General features: G+C 61.3%; 16 protein-coding genes. 6 read left to right on the top strand and 10 right to left on the bottom strand.

The genetic code is table 11. The features are described 5' to 3' along the window. Positions 1-10 precede the first annotated feature (10 nt). From glgA to BM110_RS10365, 8 genes are all read right to left on the bottom strand, one after another. Complete coding sequence (gene glgA / locus BM110_RS10400) at positions 11-1,564, bottom strand: glycogen synthase GlgA (RefSeq protein ID WP_092243891.1); 1,554 nt, start codon at positions 1,562-1,564, stop codon at positions 11-13. A 507-nt stretch (positions 1,565-2,071) separates the two neighbouring features. Next, complete coding sequence (locus tag BM110_RS10395; RefSeq protein WP_093513316.1) at positions 2,072-3,025, bottom strand: D-2-hydroxyacid dehydrogenase family protein; 954 nt, start codon at positions 3,023-3,025, stop codon at positions 2,072-2,074. A gap of 27 nt (positions 3,026-3,052) precedes the next feature. Continuing rightward, positions 3,053-4,054, bottom strand: coding sequence for an alpha/beta fold hydrolase (locus tag BM110_RS10390; RefSeq protein WP_093121125.1), 1,002 nt, complete (start codon positions 4,052-4,054; stop codon positions 3,053-3,055). A gap of 56 nt (positions 4,055-4,110) precedes the next feature. Beyond that, positions 4,111-4,542, bottom strand: coding sequence for a YqaA family protein (locus tag BM110_RS10385; protein ID WP_093513315.1), 432 nt, complete (start codon positions 4,540-4,542; stop codon positions 4,111-4,113). Further along, positions 4,539-4,985, bottom strand: coding sequence for a DUF411 domain-containing protein (locus BM110_RS10380; protein WP_092243878.1), 447 nt, complete (start codon positions 4,983-4,985; stop codon positions 4,539-4,541). The genes BM110_RS10385 and BM110_RS10380 overlap by 4 nt, the downstream gene beginning before the upstream one ends. 87 nt (positions 4,986-5,072) lie before the next feature. Next, a complete protein-coding gene (locus BM110_RS10375) occupies positions 5,073-5,531 on the bottom strand; it encodes an SRPBCC family protein (protein WP_093513314.1) in 459 nt (152 codons plus the stop codon). Between the two features lie 78 nt (positions 5,532-5,609). After that, positions 5,610-7,604 (bottom strand): methyl-accepting chemotaxis protein, encoded by a 1,995-nt coding sequence (locus tag BM110_RS10370; RefSeq protein WP_071488174.1) that lies wholly within the window; start codon positions 7,602-7,604, stop codon positions 5,610-5,612. A 134-nt stretch (positions 7,605-7,738) separates the two neighbouring features. Continuing rightward, positions 7,739-8,734, bottom strand: coding sequence for an aldo/keto reductase (locus tag BM110_RS10365; RefSeq protein ID WP_071488175.1), 996 nt, complete (start codon positions 8,732-8,734; stop codon positions 7,739-7,741). A gap of 119 nt (positions 8,735-8,853) precedes the next feature. Here BM110_RS10365 and BM110_RS10360 point away from each other — a divergent pair, with 119 nt between their 5' ends. Further along, entirely contained in the window at positions 8,854-9,765 is a 912-nt protein-coding gene (locus tag BM110_RS10360; RefSeq protein WP_093513313.1) for a LysR family transcriptional regulator, read from the top strand. On the opposite strand, the gene BM110_RS10355 is transcribed toward BM110_RS10360, so the two are convergent. After that, positions 9,762-10,667 (bottom strand): AraC family transcriptional regulator, encoded by a 906-nt coding sequence (locus tag BM110_RS10355; protein ID WP_093513312.1) that lies wholly within the window; start codon positions 10,665-10,667, stop codon positions 9,762-9,764. The two genes, BM110_RS10360 and BM110_RS10355, sit on opposite strands and share 4 nt — an antisense overlap. Positions 10,668-10,769: 102 nt before the next feature. Between BM110_RS10355 and BM110_RS10350 the strand changes: the two genes are divergently transcribed. The 5 genes from BM110_RS10350 to BM110_RS10330 are packed head-to-tail and all read left to right on the top strand — an operon-like array spanning position 10,770 to position 15,171. After that, complete coding sequence (locus BM110_RS10350; RefSeq protein ID WP_092243867.1) at positions 10,770-11,330, top strand: carboxymuconolactone decarboxylase family protein; 561 nt, start codon at positions 10,770-10,772, stop codon at positions 11,328-11,330. Positions 11,331-11,365: 35 nt separating this feature from the next. Beyond that, positions 11,366-12,427: an acyl-CoA dehydrogenase family protein gene (locus tag BM110_RS10345; protein ID WP_093121120.1), complete on the top strand. Its 1,062-nt coding sequence runs from the start codon at positions 11,366-11,368 to the stop codon at positions 12,425-12,427. Next, positions 12,424-13,227, top strand: coding sequence for an ABC transporter ATP-binding protein (locus BM110_RS10340; RefSeq protein WP_093513311.1), 804 nt, complete (start codon positions 12,424-12,426; stop codon positions 13,225-13,227). The genes BM110_RS10345 and BM110_RS10340 overlap by 4 nt, the downstream gene beginning before the upstream one ends. Then, positions 13,214-14,413, top strand: a complete 1,200-nt coding sequence (locus BM110_RS10335) for an ABC transporter substrate-binding protein (RefSeq protein WP_093513310.1) — start codon at positions 13,214-13,216, stop codon at positions 14,411-14,413. Before BM110_RS10340 ends, BM110_RS10335 begins: the two co-directional genes overlap by 14 nt. 11 nt (positions 14,414-14,424) lie before the next feature. Further along, positions 14,425-15,171 carry an ABC transporter permease gene (locus BM110_RS10330; protein ID WP_170856070.1) on the top strand — a complete coding sequence of 249 codons (747 nt, stop codon included), beginning with the start codon at positions 14,425-14,427 and terminating at the stop codon, positions 15,169-15,171. 63 nt (positions 15,172-15,234) lie between these two features. Here the strand turns inward: BM110_RS10330 and BM110_RS10325 are convergent, their stop codons facing one another. Then, positions 15,235-18,744, bottom strand: a complete 3,510-nt coding sequence (locus BM110_RS10325) for a membrane-targeted effector domain-containing toxin (protein WP_093513309.1) — start codon at positions 18,742-18,744, stop codon at positions 15,235-15,237. Between the last annotated feature and the right edge of the window lie 176 nt (positions 18,745-18,920).

The raw sequence follows: 18,920 nt of genomic DNA, 5'->3' as shown, positions 1-18,920 counted from the left end.
CTCCCGATGATTATTTAGCGGATTTCCCCAGTGCTTTAGCCACCAGTCGCTCGTACAGCTCGGCGTAGGGTTCCACCGCCTGGCTCCAGTTGAACGGTTGGGTCATCGCTCGGCTGCGCATGGCATTGAGCAGGCCAGGGAAGGCAAACACTTTGAACGCGCGGTTCAAGGCTTCTTTGTAGCTGTCGACCGTGGATTCATTGAACAGAAAGCCGGTCACACCGTTTTCGATGGTGTCGGCCAGGCCGCCGGTGTTGCGGGCGACGGGCAGCGAGCCGAAGCGCTGGGCGTACATCTGGCTCAGGCCGCAGGGCTCGTAGCGCGAAGGCATCAGCAGGAAATCGCTGCCGGCGAACATGCGGCGGGCATCGGTCTCGTTGAAGCCGATGCGCACACCGATCTGGCCGGGAAAGCGCAGCGCCAGTTCGCGCATGGCGTTTTCTTCTTCCGGTTCGCCGCGACCGATGATCGCAATTTGCCCACCTTGCTCGACGATGAAACTGGCCACCGCTTCGGTGAGGTCCAGGCCTTTCTGGAACACCAGACGCGAGACCACGGCGAACAGCGGGCCGGTCGAGTCATGCAGGCCGAACAGGTTGCGCACCTGTGCGGCATTCACGGCTTTGCCTTCCCAGTCGCCGATGTTGAAGTTGTGCGTCAAGTGCGGGTCGGTGGAGGTTTCCCAGCTGTCTTCAATGCCGTTGGGAATACCGCTGAGCAAACCTTGCTGGGTCTTGCTGGCCAAAAAGCCATCGAGGCCGCAGCCGAACTCGGGCGTCGTGATTTCCCGGGCATAGGTGGCGCTCACCGTGGTGATATGACTGGAATACGCCATGCCGGCCTTGAGGAACGACATCTTGCCGTAGAACTCCATGCCTTCCTGCTGCAGGGCGTGGGGTGGAATGCCCAGCTCTGGCGTCGACGCCAGGCTGATCACGCCTTGATAGGCCAGATTATGGATGGTGAACAATGTCGGCGTGCGTGACCCACGCCAGTGCATGTACGCCGGGGCCAGGCCGGCGGGCCAGTCGTGGGCGTGCACCAGGTCCGGGCACCAGTGGATCTGTGCCAGGTTGGCGGCCATGTCGGCGGCGGCCAGGCCCAGGCGGGCGAAACGAATATGGTTGTCCGGCCAGTCGCGGCCGTTGTTGGCGCCGTAGGGCGTGCCTTCGCGCTCGTAGAGCTCGGGGCAGATCAGTACATAGATGACCAGGCCATCCTTGAGGTCCATGCGCCCGATCTTGCACGGCGGCAGCGCCGCGTGGCCGCCCAGCTCACCGATGATATGGATCGGGTTGTCGCTTTCCATCACCTGCGGATAACCGGGGATCAGCACCCGCACATCGTGCAGGTGGGCCATGGCGCGGGGCAGGGCGGCGGAGACGTCGCCCAGGCCACCGGTTTTCACCAGGTCGGCGAACTCGGAGGTCACAAACAGGACTTTCTTACGGTTGGGGTTGTGGCTCGGAACCGGCCGCACTGTGGTGAGGTCAGCCAACGCGGCGACCCCGCCAACGCTCTGACTAACACGCTCTCCCTGAATACTTGCAGCGGCACTGATCATAATTCTCTCCACGTGTTGGTCGGCTAATGGCCGGCTGCCATTAACTCCGTCGACCGCATCCTGCGGCCACGCGCACAAGCGCTGTACAGATCTGGCAAGGCTTATGCCAGTTGCACGGTTGGCAGATATAGATTGGATGGACGGGCATCGGGCTGGAACCGTGTGTGCTCGTCGTACCTTAAAACTTGACCAATGGCCGAGTTGAAAAGTTTAGATTTTTTGCGGGGTTTTTGTTTTGGAACGGACCCATCGGTCATGAGTCTAGGACAGATCCCAGAGCCTGTAGGCTTTCTGGGAATATTTTGTAGGACAAAAAAATTGTAACCATATGCCAGGTGCTCTGTGGCGAGCAGGCTTGCCCTGCGTTGGGCTATGGAGCATTGGGGAGCGCTTCGCGCTCCAACGCGGGGCAAGCCCGCTCGCCACAACAAGCCCGCTCGCCACAACAACCCGCTCGCCACAGCAAGGCGGTTCGCTATAAGAGTGCGAACGCACAGAAACGGTGCGTCAGCCCAGCACGCGAATGGGCGTGCCGTTCGTCCAGGCTTGAATGTCTTCGATCATCTGTGAATAGAACTGCCGGTAATTCTGCTCGCTCACGTAGCCCACGTGCGGGGTGGCCAGCACATTCGGCAACCTGCGCAACGGGTGATCCGCCGGCAACGGTTCCTCGGCATACACATCCAGCGCCGCCCCGGCCAGGCGACCGCTTTCCAGGGCCTGCACCAGTGCCTGCTCATCCACAATCGGCCCGCGTGCAGTGTTGACCAGGCGCGCGCCGGGTTTCATCCAGCCCAGCGCCTGGGCATCCACCAGCCCACGGCTACGGTCGCTGAGTACCAGATGAACGGTAAGGATGTCCGACTGTTCAAACAGCGCTTGCTTGCTGACCCAGGTCACGCCGGACTCGGCGGCACGTTCCGGCGTGAGGTTTTCACTCCAGGCAATCACGCGCATGCCGAACACCTGGGCGAACTGCGCGACCTTCTGGCCAATGCTGCCCAGGCCGAGAATCCCCAGGGTCTTGCCGTGCAGGTCGCCGCCGAGGCCCACCTGCCAATGGCCGGCACGCAGCGAATTGGCTTCGGCCACCAGGTTGCGGGTGGAAGCCATGATCAATGCCCAGGTCAGTTCCGGCGCGGCGTGTTTATAGCTGTCGGTGCCGCAGACCTGAATGCCCAGGGCCTTGGCGGCGGGAATGTCGATGGCGGCGTTGCGCATGCCGCCGGTCACCAGCAATTTGAGCCGGGGCAGGCCTTGCAGCAGCGCCTTGTCGAAGGTGGAGCGTTCGCGCATCACGCAAATCACCTCGAACCCCTGCAAACGCTCGATCATCGTGGCGGTATCCGCCGGGTAATCGTGCAGGAAGTGCACCTGGCCTACTGCCTCAAGGACTGACCAATCCACCACGCCTCTGGCCACGTCCTGCCAATCATCAATGACTGCGATCTGTACCGACATTCAACGAGTGCCTCGAAAAAGGTTGGATTAAAGGGCGTTCAGCCCCTGCAACAGTGCTGCGTGAAACCGGGCCGGCTCTTCCATTTGCGGCGCATGCCCCAGGCCTGGGAATTCCACCAGGGTGGCATGGGGGATCAGCTTGGCTGCCTGCTTGCCAAGCACGGCGTAGTTGCCGAGCTTGGCTTTGACGGCTGGCGGCGCGACGTCTTTGCCGATGGCGGTGTTGTCGGACGTGCCAATCAGCAGCAGCGTCGGCATCTTCAGGTCCTTGAACTCGTAGTACACCGGCTGGGTGAAGATCATGTCGTAAATCAGCGCCGAGTTCCATGCGACCCGCGTATGCCCGGGGCCGTTGCTGAGGCCGGCGTACATGTCTACCCAGCGCTCGTACTCCGGCTTCCAGCGCCCGACGTAATAAGTGTTGAGTTGGTACTTGCGGATGCCCTCGGCACTGACATTCAGCTCACGGGCATACCATTGGTCGACGCTGAGCGAGGGCACCCCCAGCGCTTTCCAGTCTTCCAGGCCGATCGGATTGACCAGCGCCAACTGTTCGGTTTGCCCGGGGTACATCAGCGCGTAGCGCGTGGCAAGCATGCCGCCGGTGGAATGGCCGACAAGGGTAGCCTTCTGAATACCGAGCTTTTCCAGCAGTTGGTGGGTATTGAGGGCCAGTTGCTGGAAGCTGTATTGATAGTGATCGGGTTTGCTGGAGCTGCAGAAGCCTATCTGGTCCGGCGCGATCACGCGGTAGCCGGCGTCGCTCAGGGCCTTGATCGAACTTTCCCACGTCGCGCCGCAGAAGTTCTTGCCGTGCATCAGCACCACGCTGCGACCGTTGGGCTTGCCATTGGCCGGCACGTCCATGTAGCCCATTTGCAGGGACTCGCCTTGGGATTGAAACTCGAAATGCTTGAGCGGATAGGGGTAGTCGAAGCCTTGCAGTTCAGGACCGTAGGTGGCGGCAAACACCGGCGCGGCGGTGGCCGTGATCAGGCCGGCGATGCAAAAAGCGCGGAACAGAGGCATGGGCAGGGCTCCTGGAAAGGTGGTTCGGATGCTGTTGCCCAAGGATTAAGCAGCGATTAAACCCATTGCAAAGTCACGGCGGCCAGCACGCCATAACGCAGGCCTTTGGCCAGGGTCACCAGCAACAGAAATCGCCACAACGGCTCGCGCAGCACTCCGGCTACCAGCGTCAGCGGGTCGCCAAGGATCGGCACCCAACTGAGCAACAGCGTCCAATGGCCCCAGCGCTGGTAATGCTGGCGGGCTTTGTCCAGTTGCTGGTCGCTGACCGGAAACCAGCGCCGCCCCTTGAAGTGCTCCACCCAGCGTCCCAGCCACCAGTTCACCACCGAACCGAGCACATTGCCCAGGGTGGCGATACCCAGCAACAGCCACAGGCTGTAATGCCCGCTGAGCAGCAGGCCGACCAGCACGGCTTCCGATTGCAGGGGCAGCAAGGTCGCGGCGCCAAACGCCGCGAAGAATAACCCCAGGTAGCCCGCGATCATTGCGCCGGGTATTCAGCCACGACGACATCTTTACCCTCACGGGTCAGGCCGATGACCTGATAGGCCTCGCTGCGGCCTTCCACTTCCATGCCGGGCGAGCCCATGGGCATGCCCGGCGCGGCGATTCCCAGCAGGTCGTCGCGCTTGCGCAGGGCCAGCACCTGTTCGGCGGGGACGTGGCCCTCGACGAATTTGCCGTCGATCACGGCGGTGTGGCACGAGCCCAGGCGCGGCGCTACGCCCAGGCGTTGCTTGACGGCACTCATGTCGGCTTCGACGTGGTCATTGACCTTGAAGCCGTTGCTTTCCAGGTGGCTGATCCATTTTTTGCAGCAGCCGCAGTTGGCGTCGCGGTGCACGTCGATGGGGATCAGGTCGGCGGCCTGGGCCAGGGTGGCGGTGAACAGGGTCGACAGCAGGGCCAGGCGCAATGGGATTTTCATAGGATCTCGCGTGCAGGTGGGATGGCGGCGATCATGACGACGTCATCGCAGGCAAGCCAGTGTCCACAGGGCGAGAATGTTTCAAGATTATACGAGCGGTGGATTTTCCAGCCGGTGCTTGAGCTGGTCCAGGGCAAGTGTCGACAGTTCGATCATGCGTTTATGCAAGGTGGCAAGTTGCAATTCGGTTTCATAGGTCAGTACCCGCTTGAACAGCGTGCCGCCCTGGTGGGGCATGAGGAAGTAGTGAATCGAACCATCCACGGCCAGGGACGTAAACACGGTCTTGAACTCGCCGGGGCGCCGGGCGATCTGCACGCGGTAGCTCATGGGCACGCGTACACCCAGCAGGTCGATCATTTCGGTGAAGCGGGCGCCGGCGGGGAGTGAGCCGGTGGTGCCGGTGTCGGCTCCGAGGGACGTGGGGTGCCATTCGTGCCAGCGATCCGGCTGGGTCACATAGTCATAAACGGCATCGATGGGAGCTTGGATAAAGCGTTCCTGACTGATCCGTTCCAAGCGGACCGACTGCTCGGCTGCGCGCATGGCACACCTCCTGTGCGTCTTCGAACTGTCAGAATAGTCCCACTCCCGTACATTGCACGGGAGTGTTTCAGCCGTTTATCAGCACACCTTGAAACGACTCATCAGGGTAATCACCCGCCCATTCGCCTCGAGCAGGCTCTGGGTATTGTTTTCGGTGGCGTGGCCGCTCTGTACCAGCTCTTCGACCATTTGTCGGATCTGCACCATGCTGCGGTTGATCTCCTCGGTCACCGCGCTTTGCTGTTCGGCGGCCGTGGCGATCTGGGTGCTGAGGTTGTTGATATGGCTGACGGAGCCGGCCATTTCATCCAGCCCGGTATTCACCCGCGCCGTGGCGTCCGCCGCCGACTGGCAACTGGCCTGGGTGTTTTCCATCGCTGCCACCGAGGAACTCACGCCCGCGGTCAGGCGCGTGAGCATGTCGTTGATCTGCGAGGTACTGGCCTGGGTGCGTGCGGCGAGCGCGCGCACTTCATCGGCAACCACCGCAAACCCACGGCCTTGCTCGCCAGCCCGCGCCGCTTCGATGGCGGCGTTGAGGGCAAGCAGGTTGGTCTGCCCGGCAATCGCGCCGATCACGCCGAGGGTTTCGGTGATGCGTGCAGCGTCCTGGCGCATGTTCTCTACGCTGTGGGTAGCGCTGGAGACTTCGCCGATCAACGCGCTGACGCTGTTGGACGCCTCACCGACCACCACGCGGGAACGATCGGCATGCTCGTTGGCGCGCTGGGTGAACGCGGCGGTTTCGGCGGCGTTTTGCGCCACGGTGTCGGCGGTGGAGCTCATTTCGGTAATGGCGGTCACCGTCTGGTCGGTCTCCGACGCATGCCGCACCAGGATCTGGTTGGTGTGCGCCGAGGTCTGTTGCAACTGCGCAAGGCTCGACGACATGGCGCCGGTGGCCTGGGTCACTTCGCCGATCATGTTTTGCAGGTAGACGATAAAGCGGTTAACCGAATGGCCGATGGCGCCCAGTTCGTCTTCGGCACGGATGGTGATGCGTCGCGTGAGGTCGGCGTCGCCGGCGGAGAGTGCGTCGATATTGGTTTTCAGCGACTTCATGCGCTGCACCAGTTGGCGGATCGCATATACCGCGAGCAGCACCAGCAACAACACCATGGGGATCTGCAACAGCGCCAGGCTGCCGAGCACGTCATTGCGCTGGGCGGTGATCAGCGAGGTGGGCAGGGCGGTGGCTAGGAACCACGGGGTGCCCTCGATAGGGCGCATGTAGAAGGTGCTGGCCACGCCCTGGTTGTCGAACTCATTGCGTTGCAGGGCCTGGTCGCGATGGGCCAGGGCTTTGCTGACCTGGGCGGCAAACGCGGAAGTGCCGGTGAGTTCGCTGATGTTTTTCAACACCACCGGGCCGCTGATGCGCGAGCTGTTGCTGATGATCTTGCCGTCGCCTTCAACGATCAGCATTTGCCCGCCGATGTCTTTCTCTTTGCTGGCCACCAGATCATTGAAGAAGCCCAGGGTCACGTCGATGGTGGCGACGCCATAAGGCACGCCGTCGCGCTGGATTGCCATGGCGCAGTTGGTGCGCGGCTCCTGGCTGGCGTCGTCCTTGTAGGCGGCGGCCCAGGCACATTGACCGCGTGGCGAAGCGAGGCCGCCCTTGTACCAGCTCTGGTCGTAATAGTTGGGCGCCGGGTCGCTGTTCCAGAAGGTGTTCACGGTCAGCTTGCCCGATGCATCGCGGTGCCAGAACGTGCTGTGCTTGTTGCGCCCCGGGGTGCGCTGGTTGGGCAGCGGCCAGATGCCGCCGCCGAAGACTTTCAACTCGCCATACTGGTCGACCAGGCCCGGCAGGACTTTGTCGATGGCATCGCTGTCGAGCAATGGAATGGTCTGGGTGATGCTGCGTTGCTGGGACTGGACCTTGTTGAGTTCGCCCTGGATCTGCTCGGCGACCTCGGCGACACGGTTGAGCACCACCTGCTCTTCGGTGTGCTGTAGCTTGGGTGCGACCAACTGGCCGATACCCACCACGGTCAACACAAATAACACCAGGACGAACAGCACCAGGAACAGGGTATAGCGGGCTTGGATGGAGCGCAGTGGGGGCATGGGGTCGTCCTTACGAAGCGTTTATTGTCGACGCGGCTTTGTTAGAGCTTCGTAGGGCTATCGGCTTGGCAGGACAGAGCTTTAGGTACGATGGTGCAAGAAAATACCGCGCCGGTGACCGACGCGGTATTTATTCAGATATCCAGCATAGCCATGACGGCCTCGGGGTAGCGCAAGCCGGCGGGCGCCTCGGCAGGGAAGATGGCCTCCAGCGCCGCCAGTTCGCCCGGGCTGAGGCTGACCGACAGCGCGGCGACATTCTCCTCCAGGTATTTGCGCTGCTTGGTGCCGGGAATCGGGATGATGAAATCACCCTGCGCCAGCACCCACGCCAACGCCAGTTGCCCGGCGCTGATACCCTTGTCGGCGGCCAGTGCCTGCACGTTTTTCACCAGTTCTAGGTTCTTGCCGAAGTTCTCGCCCTGGAAGCGTGGGCTGAAGCGGCGGTAGTCATCGGCGCCGAAGTCGTCCGGGCTTTGCAGCGCGCCGGTCAGAAAGCCACGGCCCAGCGGGCTGTAGGGCACAAAGGCGATGCCCAGGCGCTGGCAGGCAGCGAGGCAGCCGTTGTGTTCCTGGTCGCGGCTCCACAGCGAGTATTCGCTTTGCAGGGCGCTGATCGGGTGCACCTTGTGGGCGCGCTCCAGGGTGGCGGCGGAGGCTTCGCTCAGCCCCAGGTAACGCACCTTGCCCTGTTGCACCAGCTCGGCCATGGCGCCGACGGTCTCTTCGATGGCGACCTCCGGGTCGATACGGTGTTGGTAATACAGGTCGAGGGTTTCTACGCCAAGTCGTTGCAGCGTGCCGTCGATGGCCTTGCGGATGTATTCAGGGCGGCCGTTCACACCCCGCACGGCGGGGTTGGCCGGGTCACGCACGATGCCGAACTTGCTGGCCAGGAACACCTGGTCGCGCTTGCCGACGATGGCCTTGCCGATCAGTGCTTCGTTGGTGTGCGGACCATAGATATCGGCGGTGTCGAGGAGGTTGATGCCCAACTCCAACGCGCGGTGCAGGGTTGCCGTGGCTTCGCGGGTGTCGCTGCCGGGGGTGTAGAAATCGCTCATGCCCATGCAGCCGAGGCCGATGGCTGAGACGAGTGGGCCGTGGGTGCCGAGTGTGCGGGTATGCATGGGTTGTGCTCCTTGGGTGGGAAGGCCTGCATTGTCACGCTCGACAAAACCGGGATAAACCGGCTAAAAGCACTAACACTATTCGTAATATCTGAATAATCAGCGCAAGGAACCGCCCCTTGGACCGTTTCAACGCGATGCGCGTGTTCACCCGGATCGTCGAATTGCGCGGTTTTGCCAAGGCCGCCGACAGCCTGCAATTGCCCCGCGCCTCGGTGACGGTGTTGATCAAGCAATTGGAGGCGCACCTGGGCGTGCAACTGTTGCAGCGCACCACGCGGCAAGTCAGCCCGACGCTGGATGGCGCGGCGTACTACCAACGCTGTGTGCAGTTGCTGTCGGACCTTGAGGAAACCGAGGCGGTGTTTTCCACCCGGCGCCAGAATCCACGCGGCACCCTGTGCGTAGACATGCCGTCAGGAATAGGGCGCTTGATCGTGATCCCTGCATTGCCGGCATTCACCGCCCGCTACCCCCAGATCGAACTGGAGATCAGCCTGAACGACCGCCCGGTGGACTTGATCCGTGAAGGCGTGGATTGCGTGCTGCGTGGTGGTTTGGCCCTGGATGAGTCGCTGGTGGCACGGCCTCTGGCGATGATGGATCAATTGACGTTGGCGAGCCCGGGGTATCTGGCGCGCAGAGGGATGCCTGCATCGTTTCAGGACCTGGCCAACCATCAGATGGTCGAGTATGTCTCCAGCGTCACGGGCAAACGCTTTGGCCTGGAGTTTGAGGTCGACGGCCAATTGCGCACGGTCAACCTGTCAAAAGGCTTGGCGGTGAACAGTTCCGATGGCTACTTCGCGGCCTGTGAAGCCGGGTTCGGCTTGATCCAGGCACCCGGTTACCATGCGATGCGCCAATTGGCCGAGGGCACCCTGGTGCAGGTATTGCCCAGCCTGGCGGTGCCGAAAATGGCCCTGTCGGCGCTATATCCGCCGCACCGTCAACTGTCCCAGCGTGTGCGGGTGTTCGTGGACTGGCTGGTCGAACTCTGCGCCCGGCCCGACACCGGTTTGCAGCGCTAGGTCTGGGCCTTGCGATACGCCCCAGGCTGTTGCCCGGTGACCTTGTGAAACGCCCGGGTGAACGCTGCCACCGACTGATACCCCACGGCCAGCGAGACGTCTGCCACCGTCTGGTCCTGCTTGAACAGTTGGCAGGCATGGCGCATGCGCATCATCAGCAGCACTTGCCCTGGCGACTGCCCGCACAGTTCATTGAAACGCTTGAAAAACGCCGAGCGCGACAACCCGGTGCACGCGGCCATGCTTTCCAGGGTCCAGGCCTCGGCGGGCTGGGCGATCAACTGCTCCAGCAAGTTGGCGAACGCCGGTTGCCGGGCCAGCGCCGCCAGGCCGCCGAGTTCACGGTTGTCCAGCACTTGTTGGCGCAGGACATACAGGAACAACAGGTGGCACAGCCGCTCAAGCAAGGCAGAGGAGGGCGCAGGCACGCGCTCGCACTCTTGCAGGATCAGGTCGAACAGGTTGCGCGCGGCGGTCAACGAAGGGTCGCCTGCGCGCAGGATGATCCAGGCGGGCAGGGTGTCGACGATCATCGCCGACAGGCCGGACTGGAAGTGAAAGAACCCGCAGACCAGGCCGACGCCATCGCTGGCGGCGCTGTCCAGGGGCTCCATCGGTACACGGGGGCATTCCTGGGCGCCGGCGGCGGTGGGCTCACCGGACAGCCGATATTCCAGGTCGCGCAACAGGAACACCGCGTCGCCGTTATCCAGCCGATGCGGCGTGGCGTCGCCCTCGATATGCAGCCAGCACTGACCCTGCACAATCAGGTGGAAACTGGCGCTCGCCAGGCCGTGGGTGCTCGCATGCCAGTCGCCGCAGTAGCGGCCCACATGGAACAGGCTGGTGTCGAGTTCGAGGCTGTCTAATAACCAATCGACAAGTGCACTGGACGAATTCATCTAATGGAAAGACTCAAGAGCAAGTAATCGCTACTTTAGCCTATTGAGACGATTTCTTATAACCAACAGACTGGATACACGAACCCATCAGGAGACCACTCCATGTCCCGTGTACCCCTGCTTACCCCTGAAACCGCGCCGGACGCGGCCAAGCCCTTCCTGGAAAACGCGCTGAAAGGCTCGGGTTTCATCCCCAACCTGTTGGCGGTACTGGCCAACGCTCCGGCGGCGCTGGAGACCTATATCACCGTGTCCGGGCTGAACGCCAAGGCCGAACTCAGCCTGGCCGATCGCGAAGTGGTGCAGTTGATTGCAGCCACCACCCACGGCTGCGATTTCTGTGTGGCCGGGCATACTGCCGTGGCACGCAACAAAGCCAAATTGCCGGAAGAAGTCATCGACGCCCTGCGCCAACGCGGTGAGCTGCCCAATGCCCGCTATGAAACCCTGGCTGCGTTTACCCGCGAAGTGATCGCCAGCCGTGGCGATGTCAGCGATGCCGGTTTTGATGCGTTCCTGGCCGCCGGTTATACCCAGGGCCAGGCGCTGGAAGTTATTTTGGGCGTGAGCCTGGCAACCCTGTGCAACTTCGCTAACGTGTTTGCGCGCACCCCGTTGAACCCGGAGCTGGCGCAATACCGCTGGGAAAAACCCGCAAGCTGAAGATGACCCACCCGCTGTGAAAAGGAGAAACATGAATGCTTGACCCAATCTTGAGCCGTTGGCTCGATGTTCAAGCGCAGGCCCTGGACGTGGGCAGTTGCGATCCACAGGAAGTGCTGCCACGGCTGGCAGAGGCCAATGTATTGCGTATCGGCGTGCCGGCTCAGCTTGGTGGCCTGGGTGGGGATGTGGCCGGTGCGGTGGAGGCTATCGCCAATGTTGCCAGCCATTCCCTGGCGGCGGCGTTTGTGTGCTGGGGCCAGCGTTCGTTTATCGAATATTTGCTGCAAAGCCCGAATGCGCAACTGCGTGAGCGACTCTTGCCGGACCTGCTCAGCGGCAAGTTGGCGGGGGCCACGGGGCTGTCCAATGCGATGAAGTTCTTGTCGGGTATTGAAGCCCTGCAGATCAGCGCCGAGCCTACCGACGACGGCTGGACCCTCAACGGCCGGCTGCATTGGGTCACCAACCTGCGCAAAAGCGGTTTTGTCGCTGCGGCTGCTATCGAGCATGCCGGGGGTGGTGCGCCGTTTATCCTGGCGATTCCGGATGCGGTGGCCGGCTTGCAGCGCTCCCGCGACCTGGAACTGCTGGGGTTGCAGTCCAGCAACACGGCGGCCCTGGGGCTCGAAGGCGTGGCGCTGAGTCGCGACTGGTTGCTGCATGAGGATGCACGCAAGTTTTTACCTGCGGTGCGCCCGGCGTTCCTTGGGTTGCAGTGTGGCATGTCCATCGGCCTGGCCCGGCGCTCCCTGGCGGAAGTGGCCAACCACCTGGGCGCGACCCGTACGGTGTTGCGCGAAGAGCTGGAGACGCTGCGCGGGACTTTGGATCACCTGGTCAGCGACCTGAAGAACGGCCTGTTGGCCGGGCGCTTTGCGGCCGAGCCGGCAGCGTTGTTCAAGCTGCGCATCGCCCTGGCCGAAACGGCCGCCCATGCTGTGCAACTGGAGTTGCAGGCCAGCGGCGGCAAGGCCTACCTCACCGCCCACGGCAGCGGCTTTGCGCGGCGCTGGCGTGAGTCGGCGTTCGTGCCGATCGTGACCCCGAGCCTGGTGCAATTGCGCACCGAGTTACAGCGCCAGGCCAATCTATGACGAACGCGGTATTGAACGCCCAGGGGATTTGCCTGGGGTACGCCGGCGGTCCAGTGTTGCAGGGCTTTGACCTGCAACTGCAGCCCGGCGAAGTGGTGTCGATCCTCGGTCCCAGCGGGGTAGGCAAGTCCAGCCTGCTGCGGGTGCTTGCCGGTTTGCAGGCGCCGCAGGGCGGCAGTGTGCGGGTGCTCGGTGAACCTGTGGATGGCCCTCACCCGCGTGTTGCGGTGGCGTTTCAGGACCCCAGCCTGCTGCCCTGGCTGAGCCTGGAAAAGAACGTTGCCTTCGGCCTGGACTTCGCCCGCCAGCCACACTTGAGCGTTGAGGAACGCCGCCAGCGTGTCGACCACGCCATCGCCGCCGTTGGCCTGGAGCATGCGCGCCAGCACTTCCCGGCGCAGCTTTCCGGCGGCATGGCCCAGCGTACGGCGCTGGCCCGTTGCCTGGCGCGCCAGCCCCAGGTGCTGTTGCTGGATGAGCCGTTCGGTGCCCTCGACGAGGTGACCCGCGCCGACATGCAGCACCTGCTGCTCAAGGTCAACCGCGAGCAGGGCTCGGCGGCCGTGTTGATCACCCATGACATTGATGAAGCGCTGCTGCTGTCGGACCGCATCCTGCTACTGGGCAACCGCCCGGCGCGGACGTTGGGCGAGTGGCTGATCGACCTGCCGCAACCGCGCGAAGAACAGGTGGAAGCCATCGGCGCGCTGCGCATCGATATCCTCAAAACCCTACGGCAGGCGAGCCGCCCTCAACCCAACCCCCTTGACCTGCTGGAGCCTGCCCATGTGCCTGGATGACCTGACCCACTCGCGTCGCGACTTTCTCAAACTCTCCGCCGTGCTCAGTGCCGCCGGCGCCTTGCCGCTGCTGAGCAGTCTGCAGGCCCGCGCTGCCAGCGAGCCGGACGCACCCGTGCGCATTGGCTACTTGCCGATCACTGACGCCACGCCGTTGCTGGTGGCGCATAACAATGGCCTGTTCGAAGCCGAAGGCATCAAGGCCGAGCGCCCGGTGCTGCTGCGCAGTTGGGCGCAGGTGATCGAGGCGTTCATTTCGGGCCAGGTCAACGTGATTCACCTGCTGTCGCCAATGACCGTGTGGGCACGCTATGGCAGCAAGGTGCCAGCCAAAGTGGTGGCGTGGAACCATGTGGGTGGCTCGGGCCTGACCGTGGCGCCGGGCATCACCGATGTGAAGCAATTGGGCGGCAAGTCGGTGGCGATCCCGTTCTGGTATTCGATCCATAACGTAGTAGTGCAGCAACTGTTCCGCGACAACGGCCTCACGCCGGTGGCGCGGGCGGCGGGCAGTGCGATTGCGGCCAATGAGGTCAACCTCATCGTGCTGCCACCGTCGGACATGCCACCGGCGCTGGCCAGCCAGCGTATCGATGGCTATATCGTCGCCGAGCCGTTCAACGCCCTGGCGGAAAACCTCAAGGTCGGTCGCGTGCAGCGCTTCACCGGTGACGTGTGGCGCAACCACGCATGCTGCGTGGTGTTCATGCACGAGCACGACCTGACCAGCCGCCCGGAGTGGTCGCAGAAGGTGGTGAATGCCATCGTCAAGGCGCAGGTGTGGACCCGCGACAACCGCGAAGCGGCGGTGAAGCTGCTGTCCAAGGACGGCCCTAACCGCTATACCCCGCATGCCGAGCCGGTGTTGAGCAAAGTGCTGGCGCCCGCCGCGGCCGACCGTGTGGCCTACCTGGCCGACGGCGCGATCCAGCATGGGAGTTGGGATGAGCACCGCATCGATTTCCAGCCCTACCCATTCCCCAGCTACACCGAGGAACTGGTGCGCCGCCTGAAGGACACGCTGATCGAGGGCGACAAGAAATTCCTCGCCGACCTGGACCCGGCGTTTGTCGCCAAGGACCTGGTAGACGACCGTTTCGTGCGCAACGCCATTGAGTCCGTGGGCGGCATGAAGACCTTTGGTTTGCCTGAGGGGTTTGAGCGGCATGAGGAGATTGGCGTTTGAACAAACGGGAAATCCCGGGCTGGTTGCTCGGGTTGAGTGGCTTGGCGGGGTTGCTGTTGCTCTGGTGGCTGGGGGTGAAAGTGTTTGGCGCGGCGGACGGCTTGTCGGCACGCTTTTCCCTGGCCGCCACGGCCGCCAGCCTGTGGGAATTGCTCGGGCGCGGGGAGTTGTACCTGCACATCGCCGTGAGCCTCAAGCGTATTTTCGTTGGGTTGCTCCTGGCCTTGCTGGTCGGCGTGCCGCTGGGATTGCTGGTGGGCAGTTCGCGCAACCTGGAGGCGGCGACCACGCCGGCGTTCCAGTTCCTGCGCATGATCTCGCCGCTGTCGTGGATGCCCATCGTGGTGATGCTGATGGGGGTAGGCGACCTGCCGATCTATTTCCTGCTGGCCTTTGCTGCCGTATGGCCGATCATGCTCAACACCGCCGCCGGGGTGCGTCAGCTCGACCCACGCTGGTTGCAGTTGAGCGCCAGTTTGAGCGCGACCCGCTGGGAGACCTTGCGCCGGGTGATCATTCCCGGCGTGGTGGGGCATGTGCTGACGGGCGTGCGCCTGGCCATCGGCATTCTGTGGATCGTGCTGGTGCCGTGCGAGATGTTGGGAGTCAGTGCGGGGCTTGGGTATTACATCCTCGATACCCGTGATAGGCTGGCTTATTCGGAGCTGATGGCGATGGTGGTGTTGATCGGCTTGTTGGGCTTTGCGCTGGATGCCTTGGCGCGGTGGCTGCACCAGCGGTGGGTGCGTGCTGGCTGATAGGGCAAACAACGGCCCGGATACATCCCCGGGCCGTTGTTTGCGGGAGAGCAGCAAGTAAGGTCAGCGTTCTACAAAAATATGCAGATCACCCGGAATGCCGCCTCCCCAGCCTACCGGTTTTGTAGGGTCTTGAGGCCGGCCAATTAACTGCTTGCCGACCTGCCCTTTGACGTTATCTGCGTTAGCCACGTAGATGCCGATGCTGTGTGTCAACTCAGCCAGGCCTGGTACATTTTCGCAAGTGTTCATATGGGCGCACCCAACCAGTGCGACCCATTTTTCAGTTCCTGAAGTCGCCTGGATGGTTTCCGAGGCGTAGTAGTTGCACTCCCTGAGGCGGCGTTGCGAGCTTTCGCCCGTTGTTGTACGCTTTTTATGGGGCTGGTCTTTGTGTCGCGTGAGGAAGCAGTGATCAATGGGCATGACTTCTATGCCATTGGCCTCAAGCTTTCCGAGTAGTTCCTCGAGCGTCGGATTAGTTCGACGCCCTTGTTCACCCAGTACACCTATACCGTCATCCCGCAGGCCTGTCGGCGTATCGATAAGCCCTTCGAAATACACTTTCTTGACGCCTTGGTTCTTTAACGTTTCCACGTTAGCGAAAAGCACCTTGAAACTCGCCATCTGTGAGTGCTTTTCCCCCAACACTATGCCGTTAGAGGTTTTGAACGCCTCTTCAAACAGTGTTGGCACGCTGACGGATTTGGGCACCGATGGGATAAGAGGACGCTCCAGCTTTTTTATAGGGGGCAGGGCGTCATAAAATGCGTTCATTTCTTGTTTGAACTTGTTCATGGTTGCTTCTATGGTATCCGGTTCGAAATGGTCAAGCTCCAACTTGCCTTGCAAGCTTTCTACGTAGTCGCCCTCGGGTAATGGCTTTTTGATGTGTAACGGACGAGCGTCGGTATTCAAGGGGTTGAATCGATGACTTTTGTTGGGTTTTCTGTGTGTTGTGGGAGAGTTAGGATTCAAGGTGTCCTGCACGCTGAAATCCTTCAGTGGCGGGCCGTAAGGCTTCATCGTGACCGGGTCATAGGCGTACCGTTGCCCATTATGAATAATGCTGCTGGTCTCCAGGGTTTGCTCCCCGACCTTTAAGGTCCCCCATGTGACATCACCGTAAGGCGGCGGAGTCAAGCCTGCCGCAATCTTGGCTTTAGTAATGCCTTTGCTTGCGAGGCGGGTGCCCCCGAGCAACAAATCACCTACACCATTCAACGGGTTGAACTCACTGATAACGGTGGTTCCGACGATTCTCGAGCATTGCAGCGCCTTCTTCGTCATGGTGATGGCTTTGGTACCAACCTTGGCGACTTTCGCTGCGGCCGCTGCACCGGCAGTGACAAAACTGAAGACGTCCAGGAACAGGTCTGTGGCGCCGTCGATGTATTGACCCTCCTTGAAATTGCAAATCGCCGATCTGAGAGGGATCAAATCCAGGAAAAAGTTGGTCAAGGCCCATTCGGCATCCATCTGCTTATCGAAGCTGGTGACGCCCTTGGCTTGCTTGATGACGTCCCGATTATCAATGTGAAGGTGTTTCACAAAGGTATCTGCAATGGCCTGGGTTCGAGCGCTTGTGAAGGTGGAGGGGGTAGGCTGCGCTGATCCGGCTTGTGTGTTCTGGCTGAAGTCGGCATTGGCAACGGGTGTGAATTTCTCGATCGGATAGACCCGATTGGCATCGCGCTCACGCTCGCAGGTCAGGACACTGTTACTGACCTGCGTGATGGAATGCTTGCTCAGGTCCACCTCATACGTGGTGGTGCCATTCGCGCCAGTGGCCTTGACGTAGAGCTTTTCATTTTTATGGTGGAGGGTTCTGTCGGTGAAACCGAGGCCCAGGCGATAGGTATTGAGCTGATAAAACTCAAGCTGCCCGTACTCGAGGTTCTGCCTGTCAGCCAGTGGAAGCTGGGCGATCATATGTTTGATCGCTACGCCGATGCCTTTTTTCTTGTCGCTGATGGCCTGTGCAAGTTGGCTGTTGAATTCGGCATTGACTCCCAAATTGAGCGACTTGCCTTCCAGTGCGGCATTGATGCGCGGGTCTTGGCTCACCCATTCGTAGTTGTCCAATCCACTCATTGCAATGTCCAGGAGCGACATCATGCCCGCAGGCGCGCGATTCGGGTCGTAGACCGGTTGAATTGAAGGTTGCTTGGTGTCATGGACCTTCAGCAACTTTTCTTCAAACGGAACGCTTTCGCCAAACCGCTCCTTGAGGCGAGCGAGGGCGATATCCCTGCGGCTGGGCATTTCGGATTGGATCAGGCTGGAGGCGTCAATCTGCTCAATGGCCTGTTGGTTGAACGCGTTTCTGACCACCTCGATGTCGGCTGCGTTGTAACGTCCGGCCTGCTCCGGAGAAAGCACGCCATTGACCAGCCCCCATACTCGCAGGGCAGCGATCTGCGCACGTTGAGTGGCCTGCGGATTGTAAAGGGCGGCAGTTTCAGCTTCAGCCATGACTTGGTTAAAGGTCATGTTTTGCACTTTTCCTGGCGTCTTGGCCTCTATCGATGCTGCCGCGGTCCGCAGCCTGACCCAGGCGGCGCTGGCGTACACCACAGCGTCGGGAACGTCTTTGATCAAGAGTTCGGGGTGCTTCATTAAAAGCAACAGGTGTGCACCTGTTTTGGACATCTCGGCGGAGGTTCTACCTGATTTGCTCAGGTGCGTACTCAAGCCGTCTACAATCATCGATAAAGGCTTGCCCCAATGGGTTTTGTTGGACAAATCAAAACCGGCCACTTTATTAGGGTTAGGCTCGGTCAAGCACTCCGGGTCCATTTGCAGAATTATTGCTGTCTTGAGGCATTCGTACGCGCTTTCGCGGGTGGCAACCCAATTCATTTGCTTGCACAGGGTTTCAGCCATCAATAACCCCTCGGCAGTACCCATCAGCATTTCCCTCACTTGGATGGGATCACTCAGGACTCCCTCGGGAAGGGGGGCCTTGTAACGCAAAAACTCCAGCAACCCCCCCTTCACTCCCATGACCAAGGGCTTGTCACCGAGATGATGTTCGTAGTTCATGGCGAACTTACGCAGGCGCCCTTGATCAGCTGTGCTCAAGGGAATAGGCCAGCTCAACGCACCACCAAAATTGCCAAGGGGGTGTTCCAGAGCTCTGTCGATCAGGGCTCTGGCCAGGGCGATCAAGGAATAGTGGCTGTCCGGTACGGGGAGGCCGTTGGAGGTGATGTAGTTCTCCAGTGTGGTGGTTCTGCCGGCTTCCTCAGAGGAAGATGAGCCCGGCGCGACTTCCATCGACGTGGACTTGAGTGCCGTGAGGACAGCCAGCGGGGTGGCCGCTTCACCCAGTTGCGCCGCCAGCTCATTGAGTTTGCGTGCCAGGGTCCTGAAGTTCTTCTGATCTGCGAGCTGTTGCTTGAAGTCACCGCTGTCTGGGCAATTGTCTGTTTGTGGCTGGGGAGTGGGGCCTGCTGCCGAATCGAGGTGTGCGCTGGCGGTGTCTCGGAGGGCGGATAGAGATGGACCGTTAGGGTGGGGCGGTTGATACGTGTATGACTGCTGAGGCGAGCGAGTATGTAGTTGGGTCATTGTTGGGTACCTATTCAGACGTACTGAGAACAAGCGCCTGTCAACGGGAGGTTCCCTTTTCCCATGGCGCACCGCTGTGTGCTGAAAACGTCCGTTCGCGTTCCGGCTGCGGGTACAGGTTTTGTAAGATCGGATGTAGGCGGGGAGTAGGCGGGCTGGTCAAGTGCAGTCAGTTC

Source organism: Pseudomonas sp. NFPP28, from assembly GCF_900115535.1.
Taxonomy (GTDB): Bacteria; Pseudomonadota; Gammaproteobacteria; order Pseudomonadales; family Pseudomonadaceae; genus Aquipseudomonas; species Aquipseudomonas extremorientalis.
Note: the sequence above shows the minus strand (reverse complement) of the source record. Positions and strands in the feature narration are given on the sequence as shown.

What these genes read in the sequence shown, in the direction of transcription:
- glgA (WP_092243891.1), bottom strand. Translation starts at nt 1,564, where the DNA reads ATGATCAGTGCCGCTGCAAGTATTCAGGGAGAGCGTGTTAGTCAGAGC.
- BM110_RS10395 (WP_093513316.1), bottom strand. Translation starts at nt 3,025, where the DNA reads ATGTCGGTACAGATCGCAGTCATTGATGATTGGCAGGACGTGGCCAGA.
- BM110_RS10390 (WP_093121125.1), bottom strand. Translation starts at nt 4,054, where the DNA reads ATGCCTCTGTTCCGCGCTTTTTGCATCGCCGGCCTGATCACGGCCACC.
- BM110_RS10385 (WP_093513315.1), bottom strand. Translation starts at nt 4,542, where the DNA reads ATGATCGCGGGCTACCTGGGGTTATTCTTCGCGGCGTTTGGCGCCGCG.
- BM110_RS10380 (WP_092243878.1), bottom strand. Translation starts at nt 4,985, where the DNA reads ATGAAAATCCCATTGCGCCTGGCCCTGCTGTCGACCCTGTTCACCGCC.
- BM110_RS10375 (WP_093513314.1), bottom strand. Translation starts at nt 5,531, where the DNA reads ATGCGCGCAGCCGAGCAGTCGGTCCGCTTGGAACGGATCAGTCAGGAA.
- BM110_RS10370 (WP_071488174.1), bottom strand. Translation starts at nt 7,604, where the DNA reads ATGCCCCCACTGCGCTCCATCCAAGCCCGCTATACCCTGTTCCTGGTG.
- BM110_RS10365 (WP_071488175.1), bottom strand. Translation starts at nt 8,734, where the DNA reads ATGCATACCCGCACACTCGGCACCCACGGCCCACTCGTCTCAGCCATC.
- BM110_RS10355 (WP_093513312.1), bottom strand. Translation starts at nt 10,667, where the DNA reads ATGAATTCGTCCAGTGCACTTGTCGATTGGTTATTAGACAGCCTCGAA.
- BM110_RS10350 (WP_092243867.1), top strand. Translation starts at nt 10,770, where the DNA reads ATGTCCCGTGTACCCCTGCTTACCCCTGAAACCGCGCCGGACGCGGCC.
- BM110_RS10345 (WP_093121120.1), top strand. Translation starts at nt 11,366, where the DNA reads ATGCTTGACCCAATCTTGAGCCGTTGGCTCGATGTTCAAGCGCAGGCC.
- BM110_RS10340 (WP_093513311.1), top strand. Translation starts at nt 12,424, where the DNA reads ATGACGAACGCGGTATTGAACGCCCAGGGGATTTGCCTGGGGTACGCC.
- BM110_RS10335 (WP_093513310.1), top strand. Translation starts at nt 13,214, where the DNA reads ATGTGCCTGGATGACCTGACCCACTCGCGTCGCGACTTTCTCAAACTC.
- BM110_RS10325 (WP_093513309.1), bottom strand. Translation starts at nt 18,744, where the DNA reads ATGACCCAACTACATACTCGCTCGCCTCAGCAGTCATACACGTATCAA.